This window comes from Aquirufa originis, assembly GCF_042714495.1.
Lineage (GTDB): Bacteria > Bacteroidota > Bacteroidia > Cytophagales > Spirosomataceae > Aquirufa > Aquirufa originis.
Genome location: NZ_JBBKXY010000002.1, coordinates 525,537 through 547,996 on the forward strand (window position 1 = coordinate 525,537; position 22,460 = coordinate 547,996).

A 22,460-nucleotide genomic window follows, 5' to 3' on the forward strand; every position below is an offset into this window, starting at 1 on the left:
ATGAAATATTGCTTTTTAGCCCTTTTTTTCTTGTCCCAAAACCTATTTGCTATGTCTAATCCCGGAAAACCTTTCGGTCAAACGCCTGCGGGCGAGTCTGTTACCTTATATACCTTGAAGAATGCCAAAGGCATGGAAGTGCACATTATGAACTACGGCGGCATCATCCAAAAAATCCTAACCCCTGATCGCAACGGAAAAGTGGAAGATGTGGTGCTCGGATTTGAGACTTTACAAGAATATATCAAAGACACTCCCTATTTCGGAGCGATTGTAGGCCGGTTCGGAAACCGCATCGCAAATGGGAAATTTACGCTGGACGGGAAAGAATATACCCTCGCTGCCCAAAACAACGGCCAACACCTTCACGGCGGCCTCATCGGTTTCGATAAGAAAATATGGAAAGTGGAAGCGGCCTCCGCGCAAAGCCTCACCTTATCCTATGTTTCCAAAGATATGGAAGAGGGATTTCCGGGTAACTTGAGCGTTAAGATGACCTATACTTTATCGGAGGAAAACGAACTAGGGATCTCCTATGAGGCGACAACAGATAAAGCGACGGTATTGAACCTGAGCAATCACTCCTACTTTAACTTGAGCGGAAACGCGAAACGCGATATTTTGAACCAAGAGGTGCAGATTGATGCGTCACGTTTAGTGGCCGTGAATAAGGTGTTGATTCCCACCGGAGTGTTAGCGCCGGTCGCAGGAACGCCCTTTGATTTTACGAAGCCACACATCGTAGGCGATCGCATTAACGATACTTCTTCAGAGCAAATTGTGTTAGGCGGAGGCTATGACCATTGCTGGGCTTTGGACAAGCCGGCGGGATCTTATGCGAAGATTGCGACAGTACAAGATCCAGTTTCGGGTCGTAAAATGACCGTTTCTACGGATCAGCCTGGGGTGCAGTTTTATACGGGAAATTTCCTAGATGGACATTTGACGGGAAAATACGGGGTGCAAATCACCAAGCGTCACGGATTGTGTTTAGAAACGGAACATTTCCCAGATTCACCTAATCAGCCTAATTTCCCGAGCACGGTTTTGCGCCCAAGTGAGGTATATAAAACAAGGACTGCCTATCAGTTTAGCGTGAACTAAAGCGTTTTCGCTTCGTTCCAGTAGATATCCATTTCTGCCAAAGTCATCTCGGAAAGCGCCTGGCCATTCTCTGCCGCGCGTTTTTCGAGGTGCTGGAAGCGCTTGATGAACTTCTTGTTCGTCCGCTCCACGGCTGTTTCGGGATTAATATCGATGAATCGGGCAAAGTTCACGAGACTGAAGATCAAATCTCCCAGTTCGCCCTCTGCCTCCGCCTTTCCCGCGGCATCGAGGTCTTTACCCACAAAAGTTTCTTTGAATTCGCCCAGTTCTTCCTCCACTTTCTCCCACACTTGCTCTTTTTCTTCCCAGTCAAAACCCGCACCGCGCGCCTTTTCCTGTATCCGCATCGCCTTCACAAGTGCTGGCAATGAACCCGGAACACCGCCTAGAACGGACTTGTTTCCCTCTTTTAATTTCAAGGCTTCCCAATTCTGCTTTACCTGCTCCTCGGTCTCAGCGACCACATCCCCATAAATATGTGGATGGCGGCTAATCAGCTTTTCGCAAACCCCGTGCAACACGTCGCTTACGTCAAACGCTCCTTTTTCTGAACCGATTTTGCTGTAGAAAACAAGATGTAAGAAAATATCCCCTAGTTCTTTGCGGATTTCGGTCAAATCATTTTCCATAATCGCATCGGAAAGCTCGTAGGTCTCCTCGATGGTTAAATGGCGCAATGATTCCAGCGTCTGCTTTTTGTCCCATGGGCATTTCTCCCGAAGGTCGTCCATGATGACTAATAAACGGTCGAATGCCTCCGCGGCTTTGGGGTATTTCATACTTATGGATTTAGCGCGTAGACTCTAACGTAGTCGATTTGGAATTTGTTCGGGAAAATGGTGTCATCTACGCCCTTTTGTCCGCCCCAATCGCCACCAATCGCTAGGTTCATTAAGATATGTTGTTTCTTGTCAAAAGGCCATTGCTCCCAGCCGCCTTTCGGATTATTGAATTCGAAGTATTGTTTGTCGTCGATGAAAGCACGAATGTAGTCCGGCGTCCAGTCCACCCGGAATGTATGGAATTCGGTATCCCAATTTGCCAAAGTCGTAATGGCTGTTTTCTGTGTTCCAATGACATGGTTAAACGCTTTCGTGTGAATACTCGCGTGCATCACACCCGGATCGTATCCCACGTGTTCTAAGATATCGATCTCGCCATTGTCTGGCCAGTATTGGGTACCGTAATCAGATTGAGACGCAAGCATCCAGATCGCAGGCCAGTTTCCGCGGCCAGCTGGAATCTTTGCTTTGGCCTCAATACGACCATATAAAAAATCATTCTTGCCTTTAGTCACGATACGCGCGGAGGTGTAGGTGCTCGAACCGGATGTTTCTTTGATCGCCTCGATGGTCAAAACCCCGTTCTCGATATGCGCGTTTTTGATATTTGCATTCGTGTAATTTTGCAATTCGTGGTTTCCCCAGCCGCTATTTCCTACGTCATATCCCCATTTCGCCGGATCAGGTAAACCATCTTTATCGAACTCATCCGCCCAAAAAGGCGTCGTCGCAAACGTGTATTCCTTCGGTGGAACCGCCGGTAAATCAATAATATTCACTTTAGGAGGCGTAGGCTCTTCGGATTTACAAGAGAAAGCGCCTAAGCTGAAGAGGATGAGTGCAAGTCTTAACATAGAGAGGTTTGATTTTTCCCAAAAATAGTATTTCCCCCCGATTTATCCTCTCCATTATTCGTATATTTCGGGATGGATTTCAAACTCACTTCTTCTTATAAGCCCACCGGTGATCAGCCGGAGGCGATTCGGCAATTAGTCGAGGGGGTGAACAAAGAAGAAGCCGCGCAAACCTTGCTAGGCGTAACCGGTTCTGGAAAGACCTTTACGATCGCCAATGTGATCCAGCAGGTCAACCGGCCGACCCTGATTTTGAGCCATAACAAGACCCTCGCCGCCCAATTATACGGGGAATTCAAGTCCTTTTTCCCAGAGAACGCGGTCGAGTATTTCATCTCTTATTACGATTATTACCAGCCCGAGGCCTTTATTGCCTCCACGGGAACTTACATAGAAAAAGATCTCTCGATTAACCAGGAGATTGAAAAGTTGCGTTTGGCGACGACCTCTTCGTTGATGTCTGGCCGCCGCGACATTATCGTGATCGCCTCCGTTTCCTGTATTTACGGTATGGGGAATCCGGACGAATACCGAAATTCCATTATGCGCGTCGCCGTGGGTGACATCATCTCGCGGAATCAGTTTTTGTTCCGTTTGGTGGAGATTCTCTACGCGCGGACGGAGGGCGAATTCTCGCGTGGAACGTTCCGGGTGAAAGGCGACACCGTGGACATTTTCTTGGCCTACGCGGACTTCGGATATCGCTTTGTGTTTTTTGGCGATGAGATCGAGGAGATCCACCGCATCGATCCGTGGACGGGCAAGAAGATCTCTTCCGAGACGATGGTGGCCGTTTTCCCGGCGAACTTGTTCGTGACGGGACGCGAGACCTTGAACAACGCGATCTCCCATATTCAGGAAGATTTAGTGAATCAGATTTCTTATTTCGGCCGCGAGGGTCGCCTAACAGAAGCGGAGCGCATTAAGCAACGCACTGAGTTTGATCTGGAAATGATGCGCGAGCTAGGGTATTGCTCAGGAATTGAGAATTATTCCCGGTATTTTGACCAAAGAAAATCCGGCCAGCGTCCTTTCTGCCTTTTAGATTTCTTCCCAGACGACTTCTTAATGGTAGTGGATGAAAGCCACGCCACGATGCCCCAAATCCGCGCGATGTACGGCGGCGACCGTTCCCGCAAAGAATCCCTGGTAGAATACGGTTTCCGTTTGCCGTCAGCGATGGACAACCGTCCTTTGAAATTCGATGAATTCGAAGACCTCATCGGCCAAACCATCTTCGTCTCCGCCACCCCATCGGATTACGAATTACGCCGCTCCGAGGGAGTCGTGGTCGAACAGATTATTCGCCCTACCGGACTTTTGGACCCATTAATCGAGGTGCGTCCTACGAAAAACCAAATCGATAATTTACTCGAAGAGGTCTACGACCGCATTAAGAAAAACGAACGCGTTTTAATTACCACCTTGACCAAACGGATGGCCGAAGAGCTATCGAAATACCTCGACCGTGTCGGCATCAAATGCCAGTACATTCACTCGGAAGTGAAAACGCTCGAGCGTGTCGAAATCCTCCGCAATTTACGTTTAGGCGTCATCGACGTGTTAGTGGGAGTTAACTTATTACGGGAAGGTTTGGACTTACCGGAAGTTTCTCTAGTCGCGATTATGGATGCGGACAAAGAAGGATTCTTGCGCGACATTCGCTCATTAATTCAGACCATCGGTCGTGCAGCGCGTAACGAAAATGGCAAGGTGTTGATGTACGGGGATAAGATTACGGGTTCGATGGAGCTCGCTATCTCAGAAACAAACCGTCGCCGTGCCATCCAAATGGCCTATAACGAGAAACACGGCATTACGCCTAAAACGATTTGGCGTTCGCACGACGAGATTATGGAACAAACTTCCATCGCGGATCGGATGGCGAAACCCACGAAGAATTACACGATTCATCCGGATCAAGCACCAGTCGCAGCAGATCCATTATTAGCTTATATGAAGCCAGCGGAGCTGAAAAAGCAATCCGAAACCATTCGCAAAGAGATGGAGAAAGCGGCGCGCGACCTCGACTTCCCATTAGCCGCGCGTTTACGCGACGAATTAGTGGTGATCGAATCGATGCTGACCTAATTTCAACGCACACACATTCCGAACTTGTTGCAAATAGTTTTGGACAAGAATCCATTCGTATTCTGCCGTCATCGAATCTGTTAGGGTGAAGCGGAGGCTGTCGCCTGGGCCTTTTTGGGCTAAACGGGGCAAATCCGCCGAAATCACATGCGCTAAACGCGGGTAGCCGCCCGTCGTCTGATGTCCCGTCATTAACACCACCAGTTGACCTGATGGCAGTAACTGAATGGTACCGGCCGTGACCGCGGAGGACAATAAATTTTGCGAAGCCAATGTCTTCAGCGGTTCCTGCATTAATTGATAACCCATCCGATTCGAGGTGGGAGAAATGGCAAAGGATTTACTCAAAACTAGCTGCTGCGAACAGGCTTTAATCTGATCCCATTCCCGTCCACATAAAATCCTGATCGGCTCATCCGTGAACACGTTTTCTGGGTTCATTGACCAAGGCAAAATCTTCACACGGGAAACCTGCTCGTCTTGTAAGGTTCGGGAGGCGACGTAGACTCTTTGGCCTGAAACCGGCTTTTTACAACTCAAAATGGCCCCGGGCGGCACTTTGATCGGTTGGTTCATGGGGACTTCCACATTATCCACACAGGCCGTGAAGTCCGCGCCACAAATAGCGATCAATGTACTCGTCTCGAACTGGTAGACCCCAGTCGGGAAGTGCATCTCTAGTACCTTATCATACAAATCGTTTCCCACGAGCGCGTTTGCAATTTGTAAGGAAAAGGTGTCCATCGCTCCACCGGGAGGAATTCCTTCGTGCTGCAAACCGAAGCTGGGAAGGCCCTGCCACGTATCCAATAAACCTTTTCTGATCAGCTTCATACGGGGACGGGGATAAAACGAACACGGTCACCCGCTCTGAAATGTGGAATATCCGTCGTCCGACCGATGATTTGCCAGCCGCCGGGAGAGGCGCTGGGGTAGATGCCGGTTTGGTTGCCGGCTAATCCAATGTCTCCCGCTTTTATGGGGACGGGCGTCACTTTTCTAGCTACGGTAATTCGCTCGTCGGTTGTTCCCATATAGGCGAATCCCGGTAGGAAGCCTAGGAAGTAAACGGTGTATTCTTTTTCGCTGTGAATGCGGATGATTTCTTGTTCACTAAGTCCGCAGCTGTTCGCCATAGAGGCTAAATCCGCTCCGTCGTAAACACAGGGAATTTCATGTAATCGTCCCTCTGGAATGATTGCCGTAAAAGCTTCAGCTAGTTTCTCCTCGATGAGTGTTTTCATTCCCGCCAAACCTTGAAAGCGGCTCGCCACCACTCCTAAGTCAAACACAATCGTGAGGCTCGCGTAGGCTGGAATTAAATCCAAGGTTCCGGGTAAGGGAAAGGATTGAAACTGATAAAACCGCTTCATGACCTCTTGGTGTACGCTTTCGCTGATTTCGTTGCCGAATTCAATCGTCAGTGCGCTGTCGCCGAGTTCGTAGATTTGCGGGTTCATAGGGTATATTTCTAAGGTAATTTAGTATTTTTAGGCAAATATCCCGCTATGAAAAAGATCCTATTTTTGTGCCTCACCATGTTAGCGTTCACAGCGCGTTCTCAGGAGGATTACACTGGTTTTTATGCCAAAAGAGAGGCCAGCCTTAAATCCGAAACCGGTTGGTTAAACCTAGCGGGATTGTTTTGGTTGAAAGAGGGTGAAAACACCATTGGCGGAGCGGAATCAAATGATTTTGTCTTCCCGCACGCGGAGGCTTCCTTAGGCAAGGTCATCTTGCAAAATAATCAAGTAGTGTATAATAATCAGGGGGTCCCAGGATCATGCCCTGGTGGGCCCACAGCCGAAAGGCAACATTTTCAAGGGTTTATGCTGTCAAAAGCGTAGACCCTTTTTGTTTGGGGTAAGTTCTGGCCAAGTTTGGGCCAGGTTTTGTGTTTTTAGAGGGAAAACAGGGGTGAATGGAGGTAAAGGGGTGGAAACAAAATAACTGGTAAAGGTAAAATCATTTGGGCTAATGGAAATGTATATGAAGGTAAATGTTTAGAAAATAAAAAAATGGACATGGCAAATTGATTAAATCAAATGAAGTAGTGTATGAGGGTCAGTAGTTGGATGATTTGGAAAAAAATTACGAATTGAAATAAGTGACATTTTATTTAAAGACGCTGCAATGTTTATTGTAGGAAGTCAATTGGCAAGCGTATCCTTTTTGCAAAGAAGATTGAAATTAGGTTATGATAGTGCCGATAGTTTGATGGATCAGTTTGAGTGAAAACCTTCGTATATTTAAAAGTTAGCAGAAAGCATAAAACAACAAACATACTAACACAATGACAAAAAAATACATAATTTTCTTTTTGACTTTCCTTTGTGCAACAACCATTAAAGCACAAACAGTTTTTCATACGAAAGACATCGAAAATTTTTATCAAGCATTTGACAGTGTACAAACCACAAAAGACAAAGAAAAACAAATTGATTTTGTGCAAAAAATATATTTAGACAACGGGAGTTTGGGCGTAAAATATGCGATCAACCACTCTGTTGACGGAGGCAAAATAGCCACTGCAAAACATTGGGCTGAATTTATGATTAATGCAAAGGAAAACTTAATTAGAATCAGACCTTATTTTAAAAGTCTTCCTTCTCAAATGAAAATATTAGAACCAAAGTTTAAATATTTTAAAGAACAATATCCTGAATTTAAAGATGGCAACGTTTATTTTGTAATAGGCTTAGGCATGTTTGGAGGCAGACCAGAAAAAGAAGACCCAAGTCTATTTATTGGTTGTGAAGTACTTGCAAACGAAAAACCAGATTGGGCAGTGAACATTGTTCTTCACGAATATGTCCATACACTTCAAAAGAATTCTGATAATGCACTTTTAGCACATTGTTTAAATGAAGGTGCTTGCGATTTTATTGCAGAACTGATAAATGAAAAGAATTTAAGAGAAATTTATCCTAATGGCTATATTGACTTTGGCTATAAAAATGAAAAAGTAGTTTGGAAAGAGTTTAAAAAATATATTACCTCCAATGAAAAAGGAAAATTCTTCGATTGGTTGTATGGCATAAAAGGCAGAAATTTAAATGGTAATCAAATGAAGGATTTAGGCTACTTTATGGGATACAAAATCTGCAAAGCATATTATGACAATGCAACAGACAAAAAACAAGCAATTAAGGAAATCATTGAAATGGAAGTTAGTTCAGAAGAGAAAGCGAGAGCGTTTTTGATTAAGTCAAATTATGTACCTAAAAGTGATATAAATTTTATCAAGAATTTTAAGTTTGATAAAGTTATTGAAACAAAAAAAGGGCTAAAACTCATTCAATACGGCTATAAAATTGAAAAAGACAACGTTGTTTTTACTTTTAAACTACCTGAAAATATTGACAAAAAACAAATTGAATACATAACAATAGCGGGAAGTTTCAATGGTTGGAATCCCCAAAATTTAAACTATAAAATGACAAACATTGCGAATAATACATATCAATTTATCATACCCAAAGCAAACCTAAAAGAAAAGTACAACCAATTTAAGTTTGTAATAAATGGCGAAAATTGGCAAACAGTTCCAGACAATGCTAAAAACACCCTAAATGGTAATATAACTTTAGAAATAAAATAAAGGCCTTCTGCTAACAAGGGTTTATGAAGTAATTTTCATAGACCCTTTTTGTTTGGGGTAAGTCCCGGCCAAGTTTGGGCCAGGTTTTACATTTATTGAGGGAAAAGAGGGGTCAAAGGAGGTGAAGGGGTGGAATTAGTAATATTAATATTTATTCATCGTGAAGTTTTCTTCTTACTAAATGCGTCTTATCCATCTTTGTAGTGTTGAGATCTACAGTTTGAGATATTAAAAATGTAACTGCTTCTAATCTTTTTATAACAGGCTGAGTAAGCCAATAGCTCAAATCATTCATTTTTTCATCAAATGAATTAAGTGGTTCTTTATGTAAAATGGTGCCTGTTCTCATATCTTAATTGAAAGCTCCAATTTCCCTCCTAATCCTAATTCTACAATTTTTTGAAGATTAGAAAGTCTTACCTCCTTAATGTCGTTTTCTAATTTAGAAATATAAGATCTTGTTGTACCCACTTTCTCAGCTAATTCTTCTTGTGTTAATCCTGCACCCAATCTTGCTTCTTGAAGTAATGCACCCAATTTAAAATTTTGATACCCGGCTTCTAATTTTTCACGCTTAGAAGTCCCTTTAGCACCATAGTTCTTTTCCTTAAATTGTTCCAAGGTAAAAGTATTACTTCTCGTTTTCATAATCTTGTTTAATTTTTAAAGCCTTTTCAATTTCTTGTTTTGGCGTTTTTTGTGTTTTCTTTTGAAACCCGTTTGTGATGATTATTAATTTACCCGAATCAAAAAAACAGAATATTCTAAAAATGTCATTTCCTAATTGTATCCTAATTTCATACAATCCGTCAGTACCTTCTAAATGCTTAAGATAATGTTGTGATACACGTTCAATATCTTCTATTAATGTAAGTGTCCAGATTATTTTATCCTTAACCTTATCTTTTTGTGCAGAGAAAAACTCTTGAAAGTATTCTTTGTAAAATACAATTGTCCTTATTTTTTTATTATCTGACACATTGCAAAGATATGAATTTATGTTGCACTAAAGTGAAACATTTAAAATAAAATCCCGGCCAGGTTCCGGGCCAGGTTTTCAATGAAAAAGGGTTAAAAGAGGTGAAATATGAGAAATATAAATCTATTTCAATCTTGTATCCTATTGATTATCAATAAAAGAAAAGGGATAGAATACCGCCAGAAACCCTCATAATCAGGTCATTTTCACCCCGGAGGGTAAAAGCACGGTGATTAGTCATCATTCGCTACGTTGGTTTATCATTAAACGCGGAGATAAATATGCGATTCGATTGCGCGATTTAGAGGGAGAATACCTGAAAGCCTTTCACGGAATTGATCATTTTCCGGCCGATTCGAAATGGAAAATCAACGCCAAATTCATTCCTACCGTCGGCAAAAAAGTAACCATCATCGACATCACGGGGCGTTCGTATCAAGAGGATTCGCCGGGTTTATTGGAGTTTCAGGTAGATGGGAAGACCTATCGCCTAGAGGCGGGTCCGGGGGAGACGAAGGAGGATTTCTTTGTCGTTTTTGGCGATGCTACCAATAAAACAACGACCTATGGCGGAGGCCGTTTCCTGGATACGAAAGGGGTTAATCCGGATGGAACCGTGACCTTGGATTTCAATAAGGCCTACAATCCGCCATGCGCCTTCACGCCTTTTGCGACTTGTCCGCTACCTACCAAAGAGAACAAATTGCCTGTGGCCATTCCGGCGGGTGAGAAATACGCAGGGCATCATTAATATGGAGAACAAACGACTTTTATCGATTGACATTTTTAGAGGACTCACGGTTATTCTGATGACGATCGTGAACAATCCCGGGGACTGGGGCCACATTTATGCGCCGCTGGAACACGCGGAATGGCATGGCTACACGCTGACGGATCTCGTGTTTCCTTCCTTTCTGTTTATCGTGGGAATTTCCACGGTCTTGTCGAAGCCTTCGGAGGATCAATTGTTGAAGAGTTGCAAACGCGCCTTGCGCATCTTTTTATTAGGCTTGTCGCTGAGTTTTTTCTCCAAAATCAAAGCCGGTGACTACACTCTGGTTTTACGTTTGCTCGCCATGGCATTAGCCACGGTGGCCTTTTTAGGCGATTATCCTTTGCGGAGGCAGTTTTGGGTGGCCGTGGCCGCTTTCGCGCTGCTCATCGGTTTGTGTTTTTCTGGTATTGAAGATTTCGAACACGTGCGCATTCCGGGGGTCTTGCAACGGATCGCGGTGGTGTATTTGGTAGTCAGTTTATTGCACGCTTATACTTCATTGCGCGTGCAGATCGGAGTTTTTATGGCTAGTCTCATCGGTTATTGGGCCTTAATGCATTTTGTCGATGTGCCGGGTATCGGTGCGGCGAATTTGGAGGTAAATAAAAACTTAGCTGCTTGGTTAGATAATTACCTATTAGAAGGACATTTGTGGGCGACTTCGAAAACCTGGGATCCGGAGGGAATCCTCAGCACCTTGCCAGCGGTGGCGACGGGGCTAGCGGGTTTGTTTGCGGGGAGGTATTTGCAAGGGAGTCCGAAGGGGGTTAGTCCGGAGGGAGGGAGTCCGGAGGGGGTTAGTCCGAAGGCGTCTATTTTGTTTGCCGCAGGGGCGATTGCGCTGGTGGCTGGCACTGTCTGGGGTTGGTATTTTCCCATTAACAAGGCTTTGTGGACGAGTTCTTATGTACTCGTGGCGGCGGGTTGGGATTTATTGTTGCTGGCTGTTTTGCAGGCAACAGTTCATTCGGCGATTTTCGCGGATCGCTATTGGAAACCAGTTTTGATCTTCGGAATGAACCCGATGTTAGTGTTTTTCTTCTCGGGAATCATCCCGCGGGTTTTGGGAATGATTAAAATAGGCGACGAAGGCCTAACATCTTGGATTTATTCGTACGGAATCGAGCCGCTTTTTGCGGATAAGATGAACGCCTCGCTGGCTGGAGCGCTGATTTATGTGTTGATTTGGGCGGTGATTTTGTTCTTCTTTGACGCCCGAAAAAGATATTACAAAGTCTAATTTCATAGGGCAAATCCGGGCTAAATTTCGTATTTTTGAAACCCTAATTGATTAGCCCAAAACAGATGGATTACCTAGCTGGCCTGAACGAGCCTCAACGAAAAGCAGTCGAACATATTGATGGTCCTTTGATGATCATCGCCGGTGCCGGATCTGGAAAGACCCGTGTGCTGACCTACCGTACGGCGCATTTGATTGAGAAAGGCGTGGATCCATTTGCGATCTTGCTGTTGACCTTTACGAACAAGGCGGCGGGTGAGATGCGTCACCGGATTGAAACGGTGATAGGGAATGCGGCGAAGAACATTTGGATGGGTACGTTTCACTCGATTTTTGCCAAAATTCTTCGTTTCGAAGGCACCCGCCTCGGTTACACCTCGAACTTTTCTATTTACGATACAGACGATTCTAAATCCCTGATCCGCGCGCTGATCAAGGAGAAGAATTTAGACGATAAAGTGTACAAAGTGAATTTGGTCTTGAACCGAATTTCAAACGCGAAAAACCGCTTGATCGGTCCGGCACAATACACCGGTTCTTCCATTTTAGCCGAAGAAGATCGCCTCGCACGCATCCCGGCGATGGGCGAATTATACCAACTCTATTGTGCGCGTTGCTTCGCAGCAAACGCGATGGATTTTGATGATTTATTGTTCCAAACAAACATCCTCTTCCGCGACCATTTGGACGTATTGAATAAATACCAACACAAGTTCAAGCACGTGATGGTGGATGAGTTTCAGGATACGAACGTTTCCCAATACTTGATCACCAAGAAATTGTCGGCCGTGAACCGCAACATCTGCGTGGTGGGCGATGATGCCCAATCCATTTATGCCTTCCGCGGCGCGGATATCCAGAATATCTTGAACTTCGAGCGCGATTATTCGGATTTAGTGACCATTAAATTAGAGGAGAATTACCGTTCTACGAAGGCCATCGTGGCCGTCGCGAATTCGATTATCTCTCGCAATAAAAACCAATTAAAGAAAGACGTCTTCACCTCAAATGAGGATGGCGATGATATCGAAATCATCCGAGCCTCTAGTGATAACGAGGAAGGCCGCATGATCGCTTCTGCGATTTTCGAAGCTGCCCAAAAAGAAAATTTGACTTGGTCTGATTTCGCGATTTTATACCGAACGAATGCTCAATCCCGTTCTTTTGAGGAGGCCTTGCGTCGATTGAACATCAAATACCGCATCATCGGTGGTGTCTCTTTCTACCAACGCAAGGAGATCAAAGACGTGCTCGGTTATTTGCGTTTTACGGTGAACCAGAACGACGAGGAGGCATTCAAACGTATTATTAACTTGCCAAAGCGCGGTATCGGTGACACGACCATCGCAAAAATCGTGGTGACGGCGGCGGAGAACAATGTGCCTATTTGGGACGTGGTTTCGAATATCTCTCAATTTCAGGCGGCGCGTGGAAGCGCCGGGATCGAGGCTTTCTCTGATTTGATTAAGTCCTTCAAATTAATGGTGGAGGTCGAGCAAAAAGATGCGTATGAAGTGGCGAACCACGTGGCGAAAGCGTCGGGTTTGTTGCGCGAATTATACGAAGACAAGACGGTAGAGGGCCTTGCGCGCTACCAAAACTTACAAGAATTACTGAATGCCATCAAGTCCTTCGTGGACAATCCAGAGAACGAGGACAAATCCCTAGCCACCTTCTTGCAATCGGTTTCCTTGCTAACAAACGCAGATGCGGACGAAGATCCGGCGGACCGCGATAAAGTGACCTTGATGACGATTCACTCGGCGAAGGGTTTAGAGTTCAACCGCGTTTTCTTAGTGGGATTAGAGGAAGATTTATTTCCTTCCCAAATGATGTTGCAATCCCAGCAGGACCTCGAGGAGGAGCGCCGCTTGTTCTACGTGGCTGTGACTCGGGCAGAGAAGAAATTGCAAATCTCGTATGCGGAATCCCGCTACCAGTTTGGTCGATTGAAAGCCTGTGAGCCGAGTCGCTTCTTGAATGAATTAGATCCGAACTTTGTGAAGATGGCGAAACCTGCCGGCGCTCGCAAAGAAGTATCCAGTTTCCGCCCGGTGCAAAAGACCGGCTTTACCGCGAAACCGGCTCCATCAGCAGCACAACTGATTCAAAAACCTACGACGAATACGAATTACCAACATGTAGTTTCAGCAAACTTCCAGGCTACAGATGCATTAGCATTAGCAGCCGGTCAAAAAGTCGAACACGCTAAATTCGGTTTCGGCCTCATCAAGCGCATTGAAGTTAATGGCGCGGAGCGCAAAGCGGTGATAGATTTTGAAAAAGGAGTAGGCGAGAAGACGCTCTTATTGAGCTTCGCGAAGTTGATGATCGTAACTTAATTCTGGGAATCGTCTTGATCTGCTGAAACACGTTGCGTAACGCGCACCTTCTTAATGCGGCGTGTATCGACGGATTGTACCTTGAAGGTGAAGTCTTCGAATTCGATTTCCTCTCCAGCACTCGGAATACGACCAAAAAGCTCGATAATCAATCCTGCCAGCGTTTCGCTTTCGCCTTTGGCCTTCTCAAAATAGGCGGCCTCGATTTCAAACACGCGGCAAAAATCATTCAACGAAGTCTTTGCTTCGAAGACGTAGATATTGTCGCCTATCTTCTTGTAATCGGCTTCCACCTCATCAAACTCGTCGTTGATTTCACCCACGATTTCCTCGATAATATCCTCCATCGTCACGAGCCCTTCTGTCTCGCCGTATTCGTTTACGATGACCGCCATGTGTACGCGTTTTTCTTGGAAATCGTAGAGTAAATCATCGATTTTCTTGTTTTCCGGTACAAAAAACGGACTATGCAAAAGCGGTAACCAGTCGAATTTCTCGTCCTGATCGATGTGCTTCAGTAAATCTTTGATGTATAAAATTCCTTCGATCTTGTCGATCGTTTCGTTGTAAACGGGCACCCGCGAATAGCCATTCTTATTGATGAGGTCCATTAACTCGTGGAAATTCATACTCGTATCGAAGGCCACAATGTCGCGTCTTGCCTGCATGACCGATTTCACGGAGATATTCCCAAAATTCAGGATCCCCCGTAAAATATCTTTCTCCCGATCACTCGTGTTTTCATCCGTCGTAATTTCCAGCGCCTGATTCAATTCCTGCGAAGTCAGCGTATACGATTTCTTCTTTACGCGTTTCTCGATTAAGCCAGATATGCCTAAAAGGGCTTTAGAAAGGGGAGAAAACACAAAACTCAAGAAGCCTATTAGAGGAGCGGAATAGCGGGCGAAGTTCAGGTTATTCTGTTGCGCCCAAACTTTGGGAATCAATTCTCCAAAAAACGTGATAATAAATGTCACCCCAAACAACAAAAACAAGGTCACGAGCAAGGTCTCCATCGACTGTTGACCTAGGACCATCGAGGTTAAATAATTCGCTAGGGTAATGAAAATAATATTGACAAAGTTGATGGAAATCAACAAAGTAGCCAGTAATTGTTGGGGTTTATCTAGCAAATGGCTCACCTTTTTCTCGCTGCTTACCTCACTCTCGCGAAGGCTAATACGCTGGTCTGCGTTCAGGGAAAAGAACGCTACTTCTGATCCAGCTAAAACAGCGGATAGGAACAATAGAGCCACTAAAACAAAGGAAATAAGCGCAATCGAACTCACACTAATGGAAGGCTCCAAGGCGAGTAAAAACAGATTGGGTAAGGGGTCTGGGTCCATAATTTGGGTGAACTGATCGATGCAAATTTACAAAAAAGGGAATACGAAATGCGATATCCCCTTTTTTGTAACAAAAATTTAAAACGGTAGATCGTCCCCTTCTTCCATCATCGGCGGAAATGGATCGGTCTTAGAAGCACCGGCTAAAACCGCTTCAGGCTTAGGTCTTTCAGCTGAAGGAGCAGACGCTGGCGACCCTTCGTTGCGGCCCCCGATTAAATTGATCGACGTCGCACGCACTTTGTAACCACGCACGGTCGCGCCATTTTTATCTTGCCATTCTTCGGAACGAATTTTTCCTTCGATATAGACTTGGTTTCCTTTCTTCAAATATTGTTCTGCGATGTTCGCTAGGTTATCCCAAAGCTCCACGCGGTGCCATTCGGTTTGGTCTACTCGCTGTCCGTCCTTTCCCGTATACGACTCAGAGGTCGCAATGTTAATATTTGCCACTTTTACACCGCTAGGTAGGGCGCGCACCTCTGGGTCAGCACCTAAATTTCCTAGTAAAATAACTTTGTTTACTCCAGCCATAATGATTTGTCGTTTAAAGGGTTAGCTCAGCAAGGCTCCTTGCATTGCCTAAAGGTACGTGGGCGAAATGTCTTGTAAAATAGGACAATCTAAATTATCAGTTATTAGGTTCAAAAGCAAAACAGGTTTTCCTTTGCTCTCGAAGTCTGAGGGGCTCATCCAGCCATATCCTTCCGGAATTTCCAGTTCAAAATTATCAGGAACTTGAACATACCAAGCGTCGCAATGGATTTTGCGGTGACTTAATAGATGAACGGGTGGGGATTTCAAGGCTTGGCGCTGAAAAGGCAACCAATCGCAAGCGTCTTCGATCAAATAAAACTCCCACATTCCTTTCCAAATGCCCTTTTCGGTGCGTTCGCGCACTAAAAGCTGGCCATTTTGCTCGATGACCAGGTAATCCATTTCTATCTCTTTGACCTTCGTCTTCTTCGACTTTATGGGCAATTCGGCTACACGATGTTCACTGAAAGCCGCGCACGAGACACGCAAAGGACAATCCGAGCAATCCGGCGATGGGGTACATTGCAATGCCCCAAACTCCATGATCGCCTGATTAAAGGTCGCCGGATCCTGCATTGGGATCAAAGACTGCGCTAGTGAAGTAAAAACCCCACGCGCCGCAGAAGAAGCAATATCTGTTTCTACTGCGAATACGCGAGACAAAACCCGGTATACATTGCCGTCCACTACGGCTTTGGCCTCATCAAAAGCAAAAGACGCAATCGCTGCTGCCGTATAGGGCCCCACGCCTGGTAAGCGAATGATCTCGTCATAGCTTTGTGGGAAAACGCCCGAGAAGTCGCGCATGACCATTTGGGCGGCCTTTTGGAGATTCCGAGCACGGGAATAATAGCCTAAGCCTTGCCATAAACGTAAAAGAGAGGCCTCGGGAGCCTCAGCTAAATCGCGAACGGTGGGGAAAGCAGTGATTAATCGCTCAAAATAGGGCAGTCCCTGCGCCACCCGCGTCTGCTGTAAGATGATTTCCGATAACCAAATCGCGTAGGGATCCTGTGTTTGCCGCCACGGCAGCTCGCGCTGGTGTTCTGCGTACCAGGCCATAATAGTGGCCGAAAAAGGATGTAAAGGGCTTTTTTGCATGGATAAAATCAAATTTACGAAAAAAATCACCCCGATTTCGAAAGAATTTTTAGAGAATTGAGAGAAAAACGTTACTTTTGTGTCCCTTTTACGGAGGGGAAATTGTAATTACCTAAGAATCATCATTTAATAAATTTATAAAACGTGACTAAGGCAGATGTAATTGCTGAGATTGCCAGCAAAACAGGGATTGATAAGAAAGATGTATCGGAAACGTTAGAGTCATTTTTCGAAGTAGTTAAAAACAACCTAGCGAACCAAGAGAATATTTATGTTCGTGGTTTTGGTAGCTTCATCAACAAAAAACGCGCGCAGAAGATCGCTCGCAACATTTCTAAGAATACGGCGATCACAATCGACGCACATTATGTGCCTAGCTTTAAGCCAGCGAAAGTATTTGTAGAGCAAGTAAAAACGAGTACTGACCCCACTAAATAGGCTTTCGAGCTAAAAAAGGGTCTAGAATAATGAAAAAAAACCTTTTGATCATTCTTCTGGTAGGCCTAGGGATAACCGCCCTATTGTACTCTTTACCGAAAGGTAATGTGGCGGGAAAGACACAAAATACTCCTTCGGGGGGCGCTAACCGAGACGCGGGAAGCGAAAAGACTGAAAAAGTCGCAGAGAAAGAAGAGCATGCTGCTCCTTTGACTCCAGCGCAGCTAAAAGAGATTTCTGCATTGAAATCCGCTTTTGCTGCGGCTAAGACAGATGCCTCGCAGGTGAAAGCCTTAGAGAATCTGATGCGCGCTTTTATGAATGCGAGTCATTATGATTCTGCTGCGGTTTATGCAGCGAGTTATGCGGATCAGCATCCCAGTTTGACGAACGTTTTGCGTGCCGGTCAGCTGTATTTTGAAGCACAAACGTATGCTTTGAATGCACAGAAAGGCGGTAAAATGGGCGAAAAAGCAAGAATGTACTTCGCGAAGGCTTTGGCCATCGACCCGAACAACTTGCTGGTAAAATCGAACATGGCGATGACTTACGTAGATACACCCACTCCGATGAAGGGCATTACGCTACTTCGCGAAGTCATTGAACAAGAGCCCACGTTTGTGCCAGCGCTGTTTAATTTAGGGATATTATCGATTAAATCGAATCAGTTTGGCAAAGGCCAAGAACGATTCACCCAGATATTGAAGCTGGAGCCGAATAACCATAAAGCCGCGTTAAATCTCGGTTTTTGTTTAGCCCAGTTAGATAAAAAAGAAGAGGCTCAGAAGGTTCTGAAGCGTGTTTTAGAGCAATCTAAGGATGCAGAAGAGCAGAAGGCCGCGAAAGAGTTGCTTGCAGAAATGCAGGAGCATTGAGGTTGAAAGTCAATCTCGTAAAGTATTTAACACATTAATTCTTAACATTATGCCTTGCGGTAAAAAAAGAAAACGTCACAAGATCTCTACTCACAAAAGAAAGAAGCGTCTTCGCAAGAATCGTCACAAGAAGAAATAGTCTTCATAAATTCATTTTCCCTTTTGGAATTTGTATTTAGGTAACCCAGGAACAGGCATTTTTCGAAATGGCCTGTTTTTGGTGTTTAATTTCCTGTATATTTAGACTATATAGGCCGATAGGCCTTGTACCCTTCTTCTCGACATAAATTGTGAGCAATGAATTAATCATTAATTCGACTCCCAAGGGGGATCGGATCGCCCTTTTGCACGACAAAAGGATAGTAGAGTACCACATAGAACAGTCGGAACCTCAATTTTCTGTAGGAGATATTTATCTTGGCACAGTAAAGAAATTGGTTTCTGGACTGAACGCCGCTTTTATTGACATCGGTTATGAAAAGGATGCATTCTTGCATTACCATGACCTAGGTCCTAATTTGCCTACCCTGCAGAAGTTTACGCGGGAGGTGATGACGAAGAAAAACAAAGTTGTCCGTTTAGAGAACTTCAAACTTGAGCCCGAAATTGATAAATTAGGGAAGATCGAGAAAGCCGTTCAAAAAGGACATTTAGCTTTAGTTCAAGTCGTTAAGGAGCCTATTTCTACTAAAGGCCCTCGTTTATCTTGCGATATTTCCATCGCAGGTCGTTTCCTTGTTTTAGTTCCTTTTGCGAACGGTGTGAATATCTCAAAGAAGATCACGTCGAAAGCGGAACGCAATCGCTTGCAAAAGCTGATGACCTCGATTAAGCCGAAGAATTACGGTGTGATCGTGCGTACGGTGGCGGAAGGCAAAGCGGTGGAAGAAATGGAGCGCGACCTAAAAGATTCCATTGCGAAATGGGAGGAAGGTTTAGTGAAATTAGTGGATGCCAAAGCTGGAGACCGCATTATTGGAGAAATGAGCCGCGCAACTTCGATGTTACGTGACTTGTTGAACAATGATTTTGATAATGTCATCGTTGATACACCAGAATTGTACAATGAGGCAAAAGGCTATGTACACAATGTGGCTCCTGAAAAGGAGAAGATTGTTAAGTTACACCAAAGCAAAACCAAGTTATTCGAGCAATTAGGCATTGAGAAGCAATTGAAAATGCTTTTTGGCCGTTCGGTTTCTTTGCCTGGTGGAGGTTATTTAATCGTGGAACACACGGAAGCATTGCACGTGATTGACGTGAATTCGGGGAATAAGTCGAATTCAGAAGAAGATCAAGAGGCGACGGCTTTAAGTGTGAACCGAGAAGCGGCGAAAGAAGTAGCTCGCCAATTACGTCTACGCGACATGGGCGGTATTATCGTGATCGACTTCATCGATATGAAGAAGGCAGATAACCGCAAGTTAATTCAGGACATCATGCGCGATGAAATGCGTGGTGATCGTTCGAAATACACCATTTTGCCGCTAACGAAGTTTGGCTTGATGCAAATCACCCGCCAGCGTGTTCGTCCTGAGATGAACGTAGCGACGCACGAAACGTGCCCAAGCTGCGGAGGAACAGGAAGTATCACGGCGAGTATCGCGGTATCTGACATTGTTGAACAGCATTTGGAACATTTAGTGACGAAGCAAAACGAGAAGAAATTGACCATTTTGGCACACCCCTTCTTGAGCGCTTATTTCACGAAAGGTTTCCCTTCTATTCGCATGAACTGGTTCTTGAAGTACAAGACCTGGATTACGATTATGGAAGATTCCTCATTTGGCATTACAGAATTTAAATTCTTAAACCAAAATGGAGATCAAATTGAGATATCATCTTAGTATTGTAGCCTTATTTTTCGGCCTTCTTCTACCCGCTTTCAACTCGAATGCACAATGGTGGAAGAAGGCGGATGAGGCAGAGAAGGAGCGTTCTAAAGGAATGCTTTTGCTCACCACCGAAGTTCAGACGGAGGCCACCGTGGCCATTAACCAGATGTATAACTTCCATTTCCCGGAAGCTGAACGCGAATTCAATTATTTAAAGATCAAATACCCCCAGCACCCGTTGCCTGATTTTCTTTTAGGCCTGATGCAATGGTGGAAAATCGTGCCTAACACGAGAAATGAAGTCTATGACGATCGTTTGATTGAATATATGGACCAAAGTATCGAAAAGGCCGAAAAGATCTACGACGAAACCGAAAACCCAGAGGCCGCCTTCTTTATGGCCGCCGCCTATGGCTTCAAAGGCCGCCTGCACGCTGAACGCAAACACTGGACGCGCGCGACTTTGGCCGCCAAAAACGCCCTCAAATACCTCGAATATTCCCGCAACTTTGCTGATTTCAGCCCGGAATTAATGTTCGGCGATGGCCTATATAACTACTATTACTTCTTCATTAAGCAGAACTTCCCCCTTTTGCGCCCTGTCTTATGGCTTTTCCCTAAGGCAGACAAATCGCAAGGAATTGCTCAATTAGAGAAGGTTTCTTACCAAGCGTTCTATACCCGGACCGAAGCCCGCTACTTCCTCTTGCAGATTTATGGCATCGAGAATATGAATGAGAAGGCTTACGGAATGGCCAAATACACCTCCGAAACCTTCCCTGACAATCCCTATTTCCACCGTGCCTATGCCCGTTCGGCCTACATGAATGGAAATATACAGGAAGCCACCTCGCTGTGTAAGGAAATCTTACGCCGCATTGAGATACATCAAATAGGCTACGAAGGAACCTCTGGTCGTTATGCGAGTTATATTTTGGGCTATTATGCCTTGTATGTGAACCGTGATCACGCGGATGCGATGCGCTATTTTAAGCAGTGCATGGCCTACACTAAGGAGACAGACGCCACCGATTCCGGTTATTATTGGGCCTCTGTCTTAGGATTAGCCCGCATTTCCTACCAACAACAACATTACGACGAAGCCGTCGACTTCTGCAAAGAAGTATTAGAAAGTGCAGATAAAAAGTCCCCTCAACACACGGAGGCAAAGAAATTGCTTTCAGAATCCAAGAAAGCTAGACGCAAAAAACGATAACATGAAAGCAGCCATCATCAAACAGTATTTCCCCTCCATCACCGAGCAGCAATTAGCCCAATTCGAGCAATTGTTCCCCTTGTACGCGGAGTGGAATGAGAAAATCAATGTCATTTCCCGAAAAGACATTGATAACCTGATGCTGCACCACGTTTTACACTCCTTAGCGATTGCCAAATTTATCGATTTCAAACCCGGCACCGAAATCTTAGACGTAGGCACTGGCGGCGGCTTCCCTGGCATCCCTTTGGCCATCCTATTTCCGGAAGTGAACTTCCATTTAGTGGATAGCATCGGCAAGAAGATCAAAGTTGTTCAAGGCGTCGCAGAAGCCCTAGGATTGAAAAATGTCCAAGCCACTCACGGTCGTGCAGAGGACGTGGACGGCGAGTTTGAATTCGTGGTATCTCGCGCGGTGACGCGTCTATTGCCTTTCTTCGGTTGGGTGAAGAATAAGATTAGCCTAAACAGCTACCATGATGTGAAGAATGGCCTGCTTTGCCTAAAAGGAGGAGACTTGCAGGAGGAATTACAGGAATTTGGCAGAAAGCACAAGGTCTATCATCTTTCCAAAAGCTTTAAAGAGGATTTCTTCGAGACGAAGAAGTTAGTGCATGTAGCGCTGTAGGCGCAGTCACGACTGCTTCATTTAGTCATCGCTGCGCGATTTAGTCATAACGCTTCGCTTAGTCGGTGCGTTGCGCCTTGGTCGCGATGGCGTCGCTCAGTCCGTAGGGAATAAGTCCGATATAGCCCTGAGGTGCTCCAATGGCACAAATGTGTTGAAATACTTTCAATGGACTAAATGGCATTTTCGCGTATTGACACATTCTGTCAATACCTGAAAAGTCGCCTGAGTGCCTCGACGTTATTTTACTAAAAGTGTATTTATGGATCAGGATAGCCTATCTATACTCTATAATCTCTACTCTCTTATCTAAGTCGCTCTACGACTGCTGCGCAGCGGCTTTAAACAAATCCTTCAACGGCTTAATTTGGCGACGCGAGATTGTCACCTGGTGTTGGTTTACTAATCGAATGCTTTTGTTGATATTGAAATCGATTGCCTGAATTGCATTCATGTTTACGATGGCTGACTTGGAAGGGCGGATGAATCCGTTCTCTAATAGAGTCGTTTCGAAATATTTTAGGGTCCGGCAAGAGATAATTTTGCGCCCATCGACTAGATGAAATTTGGAATAATTCCCTTCGCCCTCGATGCGTAGAATTTCTTTAATGCAGATTTTTTGATCTCCTAAAACTAATTCACAAGTTTGTTCTTTTCTAATGGTTACTGTCATAATTTGGAACAGATGGTGAAACAAAACTACGCCTAGAGAG

General features: G+C 44.9%; 25 protein-coding genes. 13 read left to right on the forward strand and 12 right to left on the reverse strand.

All coding sequences use genetic code 11. From position 1 onward, the window contains the following. Positions 1-51: 51 nt before the first annotated feature. Positions 52-1,104: an aldose epimerase family protein gene (locus SKC35_RS07620; protein WP_377978794.1), complete on the forward strand. Its 1,053-nt coding sequence runs from the start codon at positions 52-54 to the stop codon at positions 1,102-1,104. On the opposite strand, the gene mazG is transcribed toward SKC35_RS07620, so the two are convergent. Both mazG and SKC35_RS07630 read right to left on the reverse strand, forming a co-directional pair. Continuing rightward, positions 1,101-1,886: a nucleoside triphosphate pyrophosphohydrolase gene (gene mazG, locus SKC35_RS07625; RefSeq protein WP_377978795.1), complete on the reverse strand. Its 786-nt coding sequence runs from the start codon at positions 1,884-1,886 to the stop codon at positions 1,101-1,103. The genes SKC35_RS07620 and mazG overlap by 4 nt on opposite strands. 2 nt (positions 1,887-1,888) lie before the next feature. Further along, positions 1,889-2,743, reverse strand: coding sequence for a glycoside hydrolase family 16 protein (locus SKC35_RS07630; protein WP_377978797.1), 855 nt, complete (start codon positions 2,741-2,743; stop codon positions 1,889-1,891). Positions 2,744-2,815: 72 nt separating this feature from the next. Between SKC35_RS07630 and uvrB the strand changes: the two genes are divergently transcribed. Further along, positions 2,816-4,834 (forward strand): excinuclease ABC subunit UvrB, encoded by a 2,019-nt coding sequence (gene uvrB, locus SKC35_RS07635; protein WP_269006985.1) that lies wholly within the window; start codon positions 2,816-2,818, stop codon positions 4,832-4,834. Here uvrB and SKC35_RS07640 read toward each other — a convergent pair. Together SKC35_RS07640 and pxpB are read right to left on the reverse strand one after the other, a co-directional pair. Next, a complete protein-coding gene (locus SKC35_RS07640) occupies positions 4,805-5,668 on the reverse strand; it encodes a 5-oxoprolinase subunit C family protein (RefSeq protein WP_377978798.1) in 864 nt (287 codons plus the stop codon). The genes uvrB and SKC35_RS07640 overlap by 30 nt on opposite strands. After that, a complete protein-coding gene (pxpB, locus tag SKC35_RS07645) occupies positions 5,665-6,294 on the reverse strand; it encodes a 5-oxoprolinase subunit PxpB (protein WP_377978799.1) in 630 nt (209 codons plus the stop codon). Before pxpB ends, SKC35_RS07640 begins: the two co-directional genes overlap by 4 nt. 48 nt (positions 6,295-6,342) lie before the next feature. Here pxpB and SKC35_RS07650 point away from each other — a divergent pair, with 48 nt between their 5' ends. The 3 genes from SKC35_RS07650 (at position 6,343) to SKC35_RS07660 (ending at position 8,435) form a co-directional block, all read left to right on the forward strand. Continuing rightward, complete coding sequence (locus tag SKC35_RS07650) at positions 6,343-6,681, forward strand: hypothetical protein (protein ID WP_377978800.1); 339 nt, start codon at positions 6,343-6,345, stop codon at positions 6,679-6,681. 265 nt (positions 6,682-6,946) lie between these two features. Beyond that, the gene (locus tag SKC35_RS07655; RefSeq protein ID WP_377978946.1) at positions 6,947-7,069 is read left to right on the forward strand and encodes a DNA translocase FtsK; all 123 of its coding nucleotides are present in this window, start codon (positions 6,947-6,949) and stop codon (positions 7,067-7,069) included. Between the two features lie 58 nt (positions 7,070-7,127). Beyond that, entirely contained in the window at positions 7,128-8,435 is a 1,308-nt protein-coding gene (locus SKC35_RS07660) for a hypothetical protein (RefSeq protein ID WP_377978802.1), read from the forward strand. A 151-nt stretch (positions 8,436-8,586) separates the two neighbouring features. Here the strand turns inward: SKC35_RS07660 and SKC35_RS07665 are convergent, their stop codons facing one another. Genes SKC35_RS07665 through SKC35_RS07675 form a run of 3 tightly spaced genes read right to left on the reverse strand, consistent with a single transcriptional unit; the run spans position 8,587 to position 9,414 of the window. Continuing rightward, positions 8,587-8,784 (reverse strand): hypothetical protein, encoded by a 198-nt coding sequence (locus SKC35_RS07665; protein WP_377978804.1) that lies wholly within the window; start codon positions 8,782-8,784, stop codon positions 8,587-8,589. After that, complete coding sequence (locus SKC35_RS07670) at positions 8,781-9,083, reverse strand: helix-turn-helix domain-containing protein (RefSeq protein ID WP_377978805.1); 303 nt, start codon at positions 9,081-9,083, stop codon at positions 8,781-8,783. Before SKC35_RS07670 ends, SKC35_RS07665 begins: the two co-directional genes overlap by 4 nt. Continuing rightward, a complete protein-coding gene (locus tag SKC35_RS07675) occupies positions 9,067-9,414 on the reverse strand; it encodes a type II toxin-antitoxin system RelE/ParE family toxin (protein ID WP_377978807.1) in 348 nt (115 codons plus the stop codon). Before SKC35_RS07675 ends, SKC35_RS07670 begins: the two co-directional genes overlap by 17 nt. Before the next feature lie 229 nt (positions 9,415-9,643). Here SKC35_RS07675 and SKC35_RS07680 point away from each other — a divergent pair, with 229 nt between their 5' ends. The 3 genes from SKC35_RS07680 (at position 9,644) to SKC35_RS07690 (ending at position 13,771) form a co-directional block, all read left to right on the forward strand. Then, a complete protein-coding gene (locus SKC35_RS07680; protein ID WP_377978808.1) occupies positions 9,644-10,165 on the forward strand; it encodes a DUF1684 domain-containing protein in 522 nt (173 codons plus the stop codon). 1 nt (position 10,166) lies between these two features. Next, positions 10,167-11,429: an acyltransferase family protein gene (locus tag SKC35_RS07685; RefSeq protein ID WP_377978809.1), complete on the forward strand. Its 1,263-nt coding sequence runs from the start codon at positions 10,167-10,169 to the stop codon at positions 11,427-11,429. 65 nt (positions 11,430-11,494) lie between these two features. Beyond that, entirely contained in the window at positions 11,495-13,771 is a 2,277-nt protein-coding gene (locus SKC35_RS07690) for an ATP-dependent helicase (RefSeq protein ID WP_130922301.1), read from the forward strand. On the opposite strand, the gene gldE is transcribed toward SKC35_RS07690, so the two are convergent. The 3 genes from gldE to mutY form a co-directional block, all read right to left on the reverse strand. Further along, positions 13,768-15,117, reverse strand: a complete 1,350-nt coding sequence (gene gldE / locus SKC35_RS07695) for a gliding motility-associated protein GldE (protein WP_377978810.1) — start codon at positions 15,115-15,117, stop codon at positions 13,768-13,770. The genes SKC35_RS07690 and gldE overlap by 4 nt on opposite strands. A 78-nt stretch (positions 15,118-15,195) precedes the next feature. Next, entirely contained in the window at positions 15,196-15,651 is a 456-nt protein-coding gene (locus SKC35_RS07700; protein WP_377978812.1) for a single-stranded DNA-binding protein, read from the reverse strand. A gap of 48 nt (positions 15,652-15,699) precedes the next feature. Beyond that, complete coding sequence (gene mutY / locus SKC35_RS07705) at positions 15,700-16,755, reverse strand: A/G-specific adenine glycosylase (RefSeq protein WP_377978814.1); 1,056 nt, start codon at positions 16,753-16,755, stop codon at positions 15,700-15,702. A gap of 144 nt (positions 16,756-16,899) precedes the next feature. On the opposite strand from mutY, the gene SKC35_RS07710 reads away from it, so the two are divergent. From SKC35_RS07710 to rsmG, 5 genes are all read left to right on the forward strand, one after another. Then, positions 16,900-17,193: an HU family DNA-binding protein gene (locus tag SKC35_RS07710; RefSeq protein ID WP_130895757.1), complete on the forward strand. Its 294-nt coding sequence runs from the start codon at positions 16,900-16,902 to the stop codon at positions 17,191-17,193. A gap of 29 nt (positions 17,194-17,222) precedes the next feature. Beyond that, entirely contained in the window at positions 17,223-18,068 is an 846-nt protein-coding gene (locus SKC35_RS07715) for a tetratricopeptide repeat protein (RefSeq protein WP_377978816.1), read from the forward strand. Positions 18,069-18,358: 290 nt separating this feature from the next. Next, complete coding sequence (locus SKC35_RS07720; protein ID WP_377978817.1) at positions 18,359-19,915, forward strand: Rne/Rng family ribonuclease; 1,557 nt, start codon at positions 18,359-18,361, stop codon at positions 19,913-19,915. Continuing rightward, positions 19,899-21,119 (forward strand): tetratricopeptide repeat protein, encoded by a 1,221-nt coding sequence (locus tag SKC35_RS07725; protein ID WP_377978819.1) that lies wholly within the window; start codon positions 19,899-19,901, stop codon positions 21,117-21,119. The genes SKC35_RS07720 and SKC35_RS07725 overlap by 17 nt, the downstream gene beginning before the upstream one ends. Position 21,120: 1 nt before the next feature. Continuing rightward, positions 21,121-21,747, forward strand: a complete 627-nt coding sequence (gene rsmG / locus SKC35_RS07730) for a 16S rRNA (guanine(527)-N(7))-methyltransferase RsmG (protein WP_377978820.1) — start codon at positions 21,121-21,123, stop codon at positions 21,745-21,747. A gap of 58 nt (positions 21,748-21,805) precedes the next feature. On the opposite strand, the gene SKC35_RS07735 is transcribed toward rsmG, so the two are convergent. Both SKC35_RS07735 and SKC35_RS07740 read right to left on the reverse strand, forming a co-directional pair. After that, positions 21,806-21,931: a hypothetical protein gene (locus tag SKC35_RS07735; RefSeq protein ID WP_377978821.1), complete on the reverse strand. Its 126-nt coding sequence runs from the start codon at positions 21,929-21,931 to the stop codon at positions 21,806-21,808. Positions 21,932-22,066: 135 nt separating this feature from the next. After that, positions 22,067-22,420: a LytR/AlgR family response regulator transcription factor gene (locus SKC35_RS07740; RefSeq protein ID WP_377978822.1), complete on the reverse strand. Its 354-nt coding sequence runs from the start codon at positions 22,418-22,420 to the stop codon at positions 22,067-22,069. Between the last annotated feature and the right edge of the window lie 40 nt (positions 22,421-22,460).

Bases quoted from the DNA above. Each gene is read 5' to 3' on its own strand.
- mazG (WP_377978795.1), bottom strand. From the start codon at position 1,886: ATGAAATACCCCAAAGCCGCGGAGGCATTCGACCGTTTATTAGTCATC.
- SKC35_RS07740 (WP_377978822.1), bottom strand. From the start codon at position 22,420: ATGACAGTAACCATTAGAAAAGAACAAACTTGTGAATTAGTTTTAGGA.
- SKC35_RS07700 (WP_377978812.1), bottom strand. From the start codon at position 15,651: ATGGCTGGAGTAAACAAAGTTATTTTACTAGGAAATTTAGGTGCTGAC.
- SKC35_RS07665 (WP_377978804.1), bottom strand. From the start codon at position 8,784: ATGAGAACAGGCACCATTTTACATAAAGAACCACTTAATTCATTTGAT.
- gldE (WP_377978810.1), bottom strand. From the start codon at position 15,117: ATGGACCCAGACCCCTTACCCAATCTGTTTTTACTCGCCTTGGAGCCT.
- SKC35_RS07735 (WP_377978821.1), bottom strand. From the start codon at position 21,931: ATGCCATTTAGTCCATTGAAAGTATTTCAACACATTTGTGCCATTGGA.
- SKC35_RS07685 (WP_377978809.1), top strand. From the start codon at position 10,167: ATGGAGAACAAACGACTTTTATCGATTGACATTTTTAGAGGACTCACG.
- SKC35_RS07660 (WP_377978802.1), top strand. From the start codon at position 7,128: ATGACAAAAAAATACATAATTTTCTTTTTGACTTTCCTTTGTGCAACA.
- SKC35_RS07650 (WP_377978800.1), top strand. From the start codon at position 6,343: ATGAAAAAGATCCTATTTTTGTGCCTCACCATGTTAGCGTTCACAGCG.
- SKC35_RS07630 (WP_377978797.1), bottom strand. From the start codon at position 2,743: ATGTTAAGACTTGCACTCATCCTCTTCAGCTTAGGCGCTTTCTCTTGT.
- uvrB (WP_269006985.1), top strand. From the start codon at position 2,816: ATGGATTTCAAACTCACTTCTTCTTATAAGCCCACCGGTGATCAGCCG.
- pxpB (WP_377978799.1), bottom strand. From the start codon at position 6,294: ATGAACCCGCAAATCTACGAACTCGGCGACAGCGCACTGACGATTGAA.
- SKC35_RS07690 (WP_130922301.1), top strand. From the start codon at position 11,495: ATGGATTACCTAGCTGGCCTGAACGAGCCTCAACGAAAAGCAGTCGAA.
- SKC35_RS07620 (WP_377978794.1), top strand. From the start codon at position 52: ATGTCTAATCCCGGAAAACCTTTCGGTCAAACGCCTGCGGGCGAGTCT.
- mutY (WP_377978814.1), bottom strand. From the start codon at position 16,755: ATGCAAAAAAGCCCTTTACATCCTTTTTCGGCCACTATTATGGCCTGG.
- SKC35_RS07640 (WP_377978798.1), bottom strand. From the start codon at position 5,668: ATGAAGCTGATCAGAAAAGGTTTATTGGATACGTGGCAGGGCCTTCCC.
- rsmG (WP_377978820.1), top strand. From the start codon at position 21,121: ATGAAAGCAGCCATCATCAAACAGTATTTCCCCTCCATCACCGAGCAG.
- SKC35_RS07715 (WP_377978816.1), top strand. From the start codon at position 17,223: ATGAAAAAAAACCTTTTGATCATTCTTCTGGTAGGCCTAGGGATAACC.
- SKC35_RS07670 (WP_377978805.1), bottom strand. From the start codon at position 9,083: ATGAAAACGAGAAGTAATACTTTTACCTTGGAACAATTTAAGGAAAAG.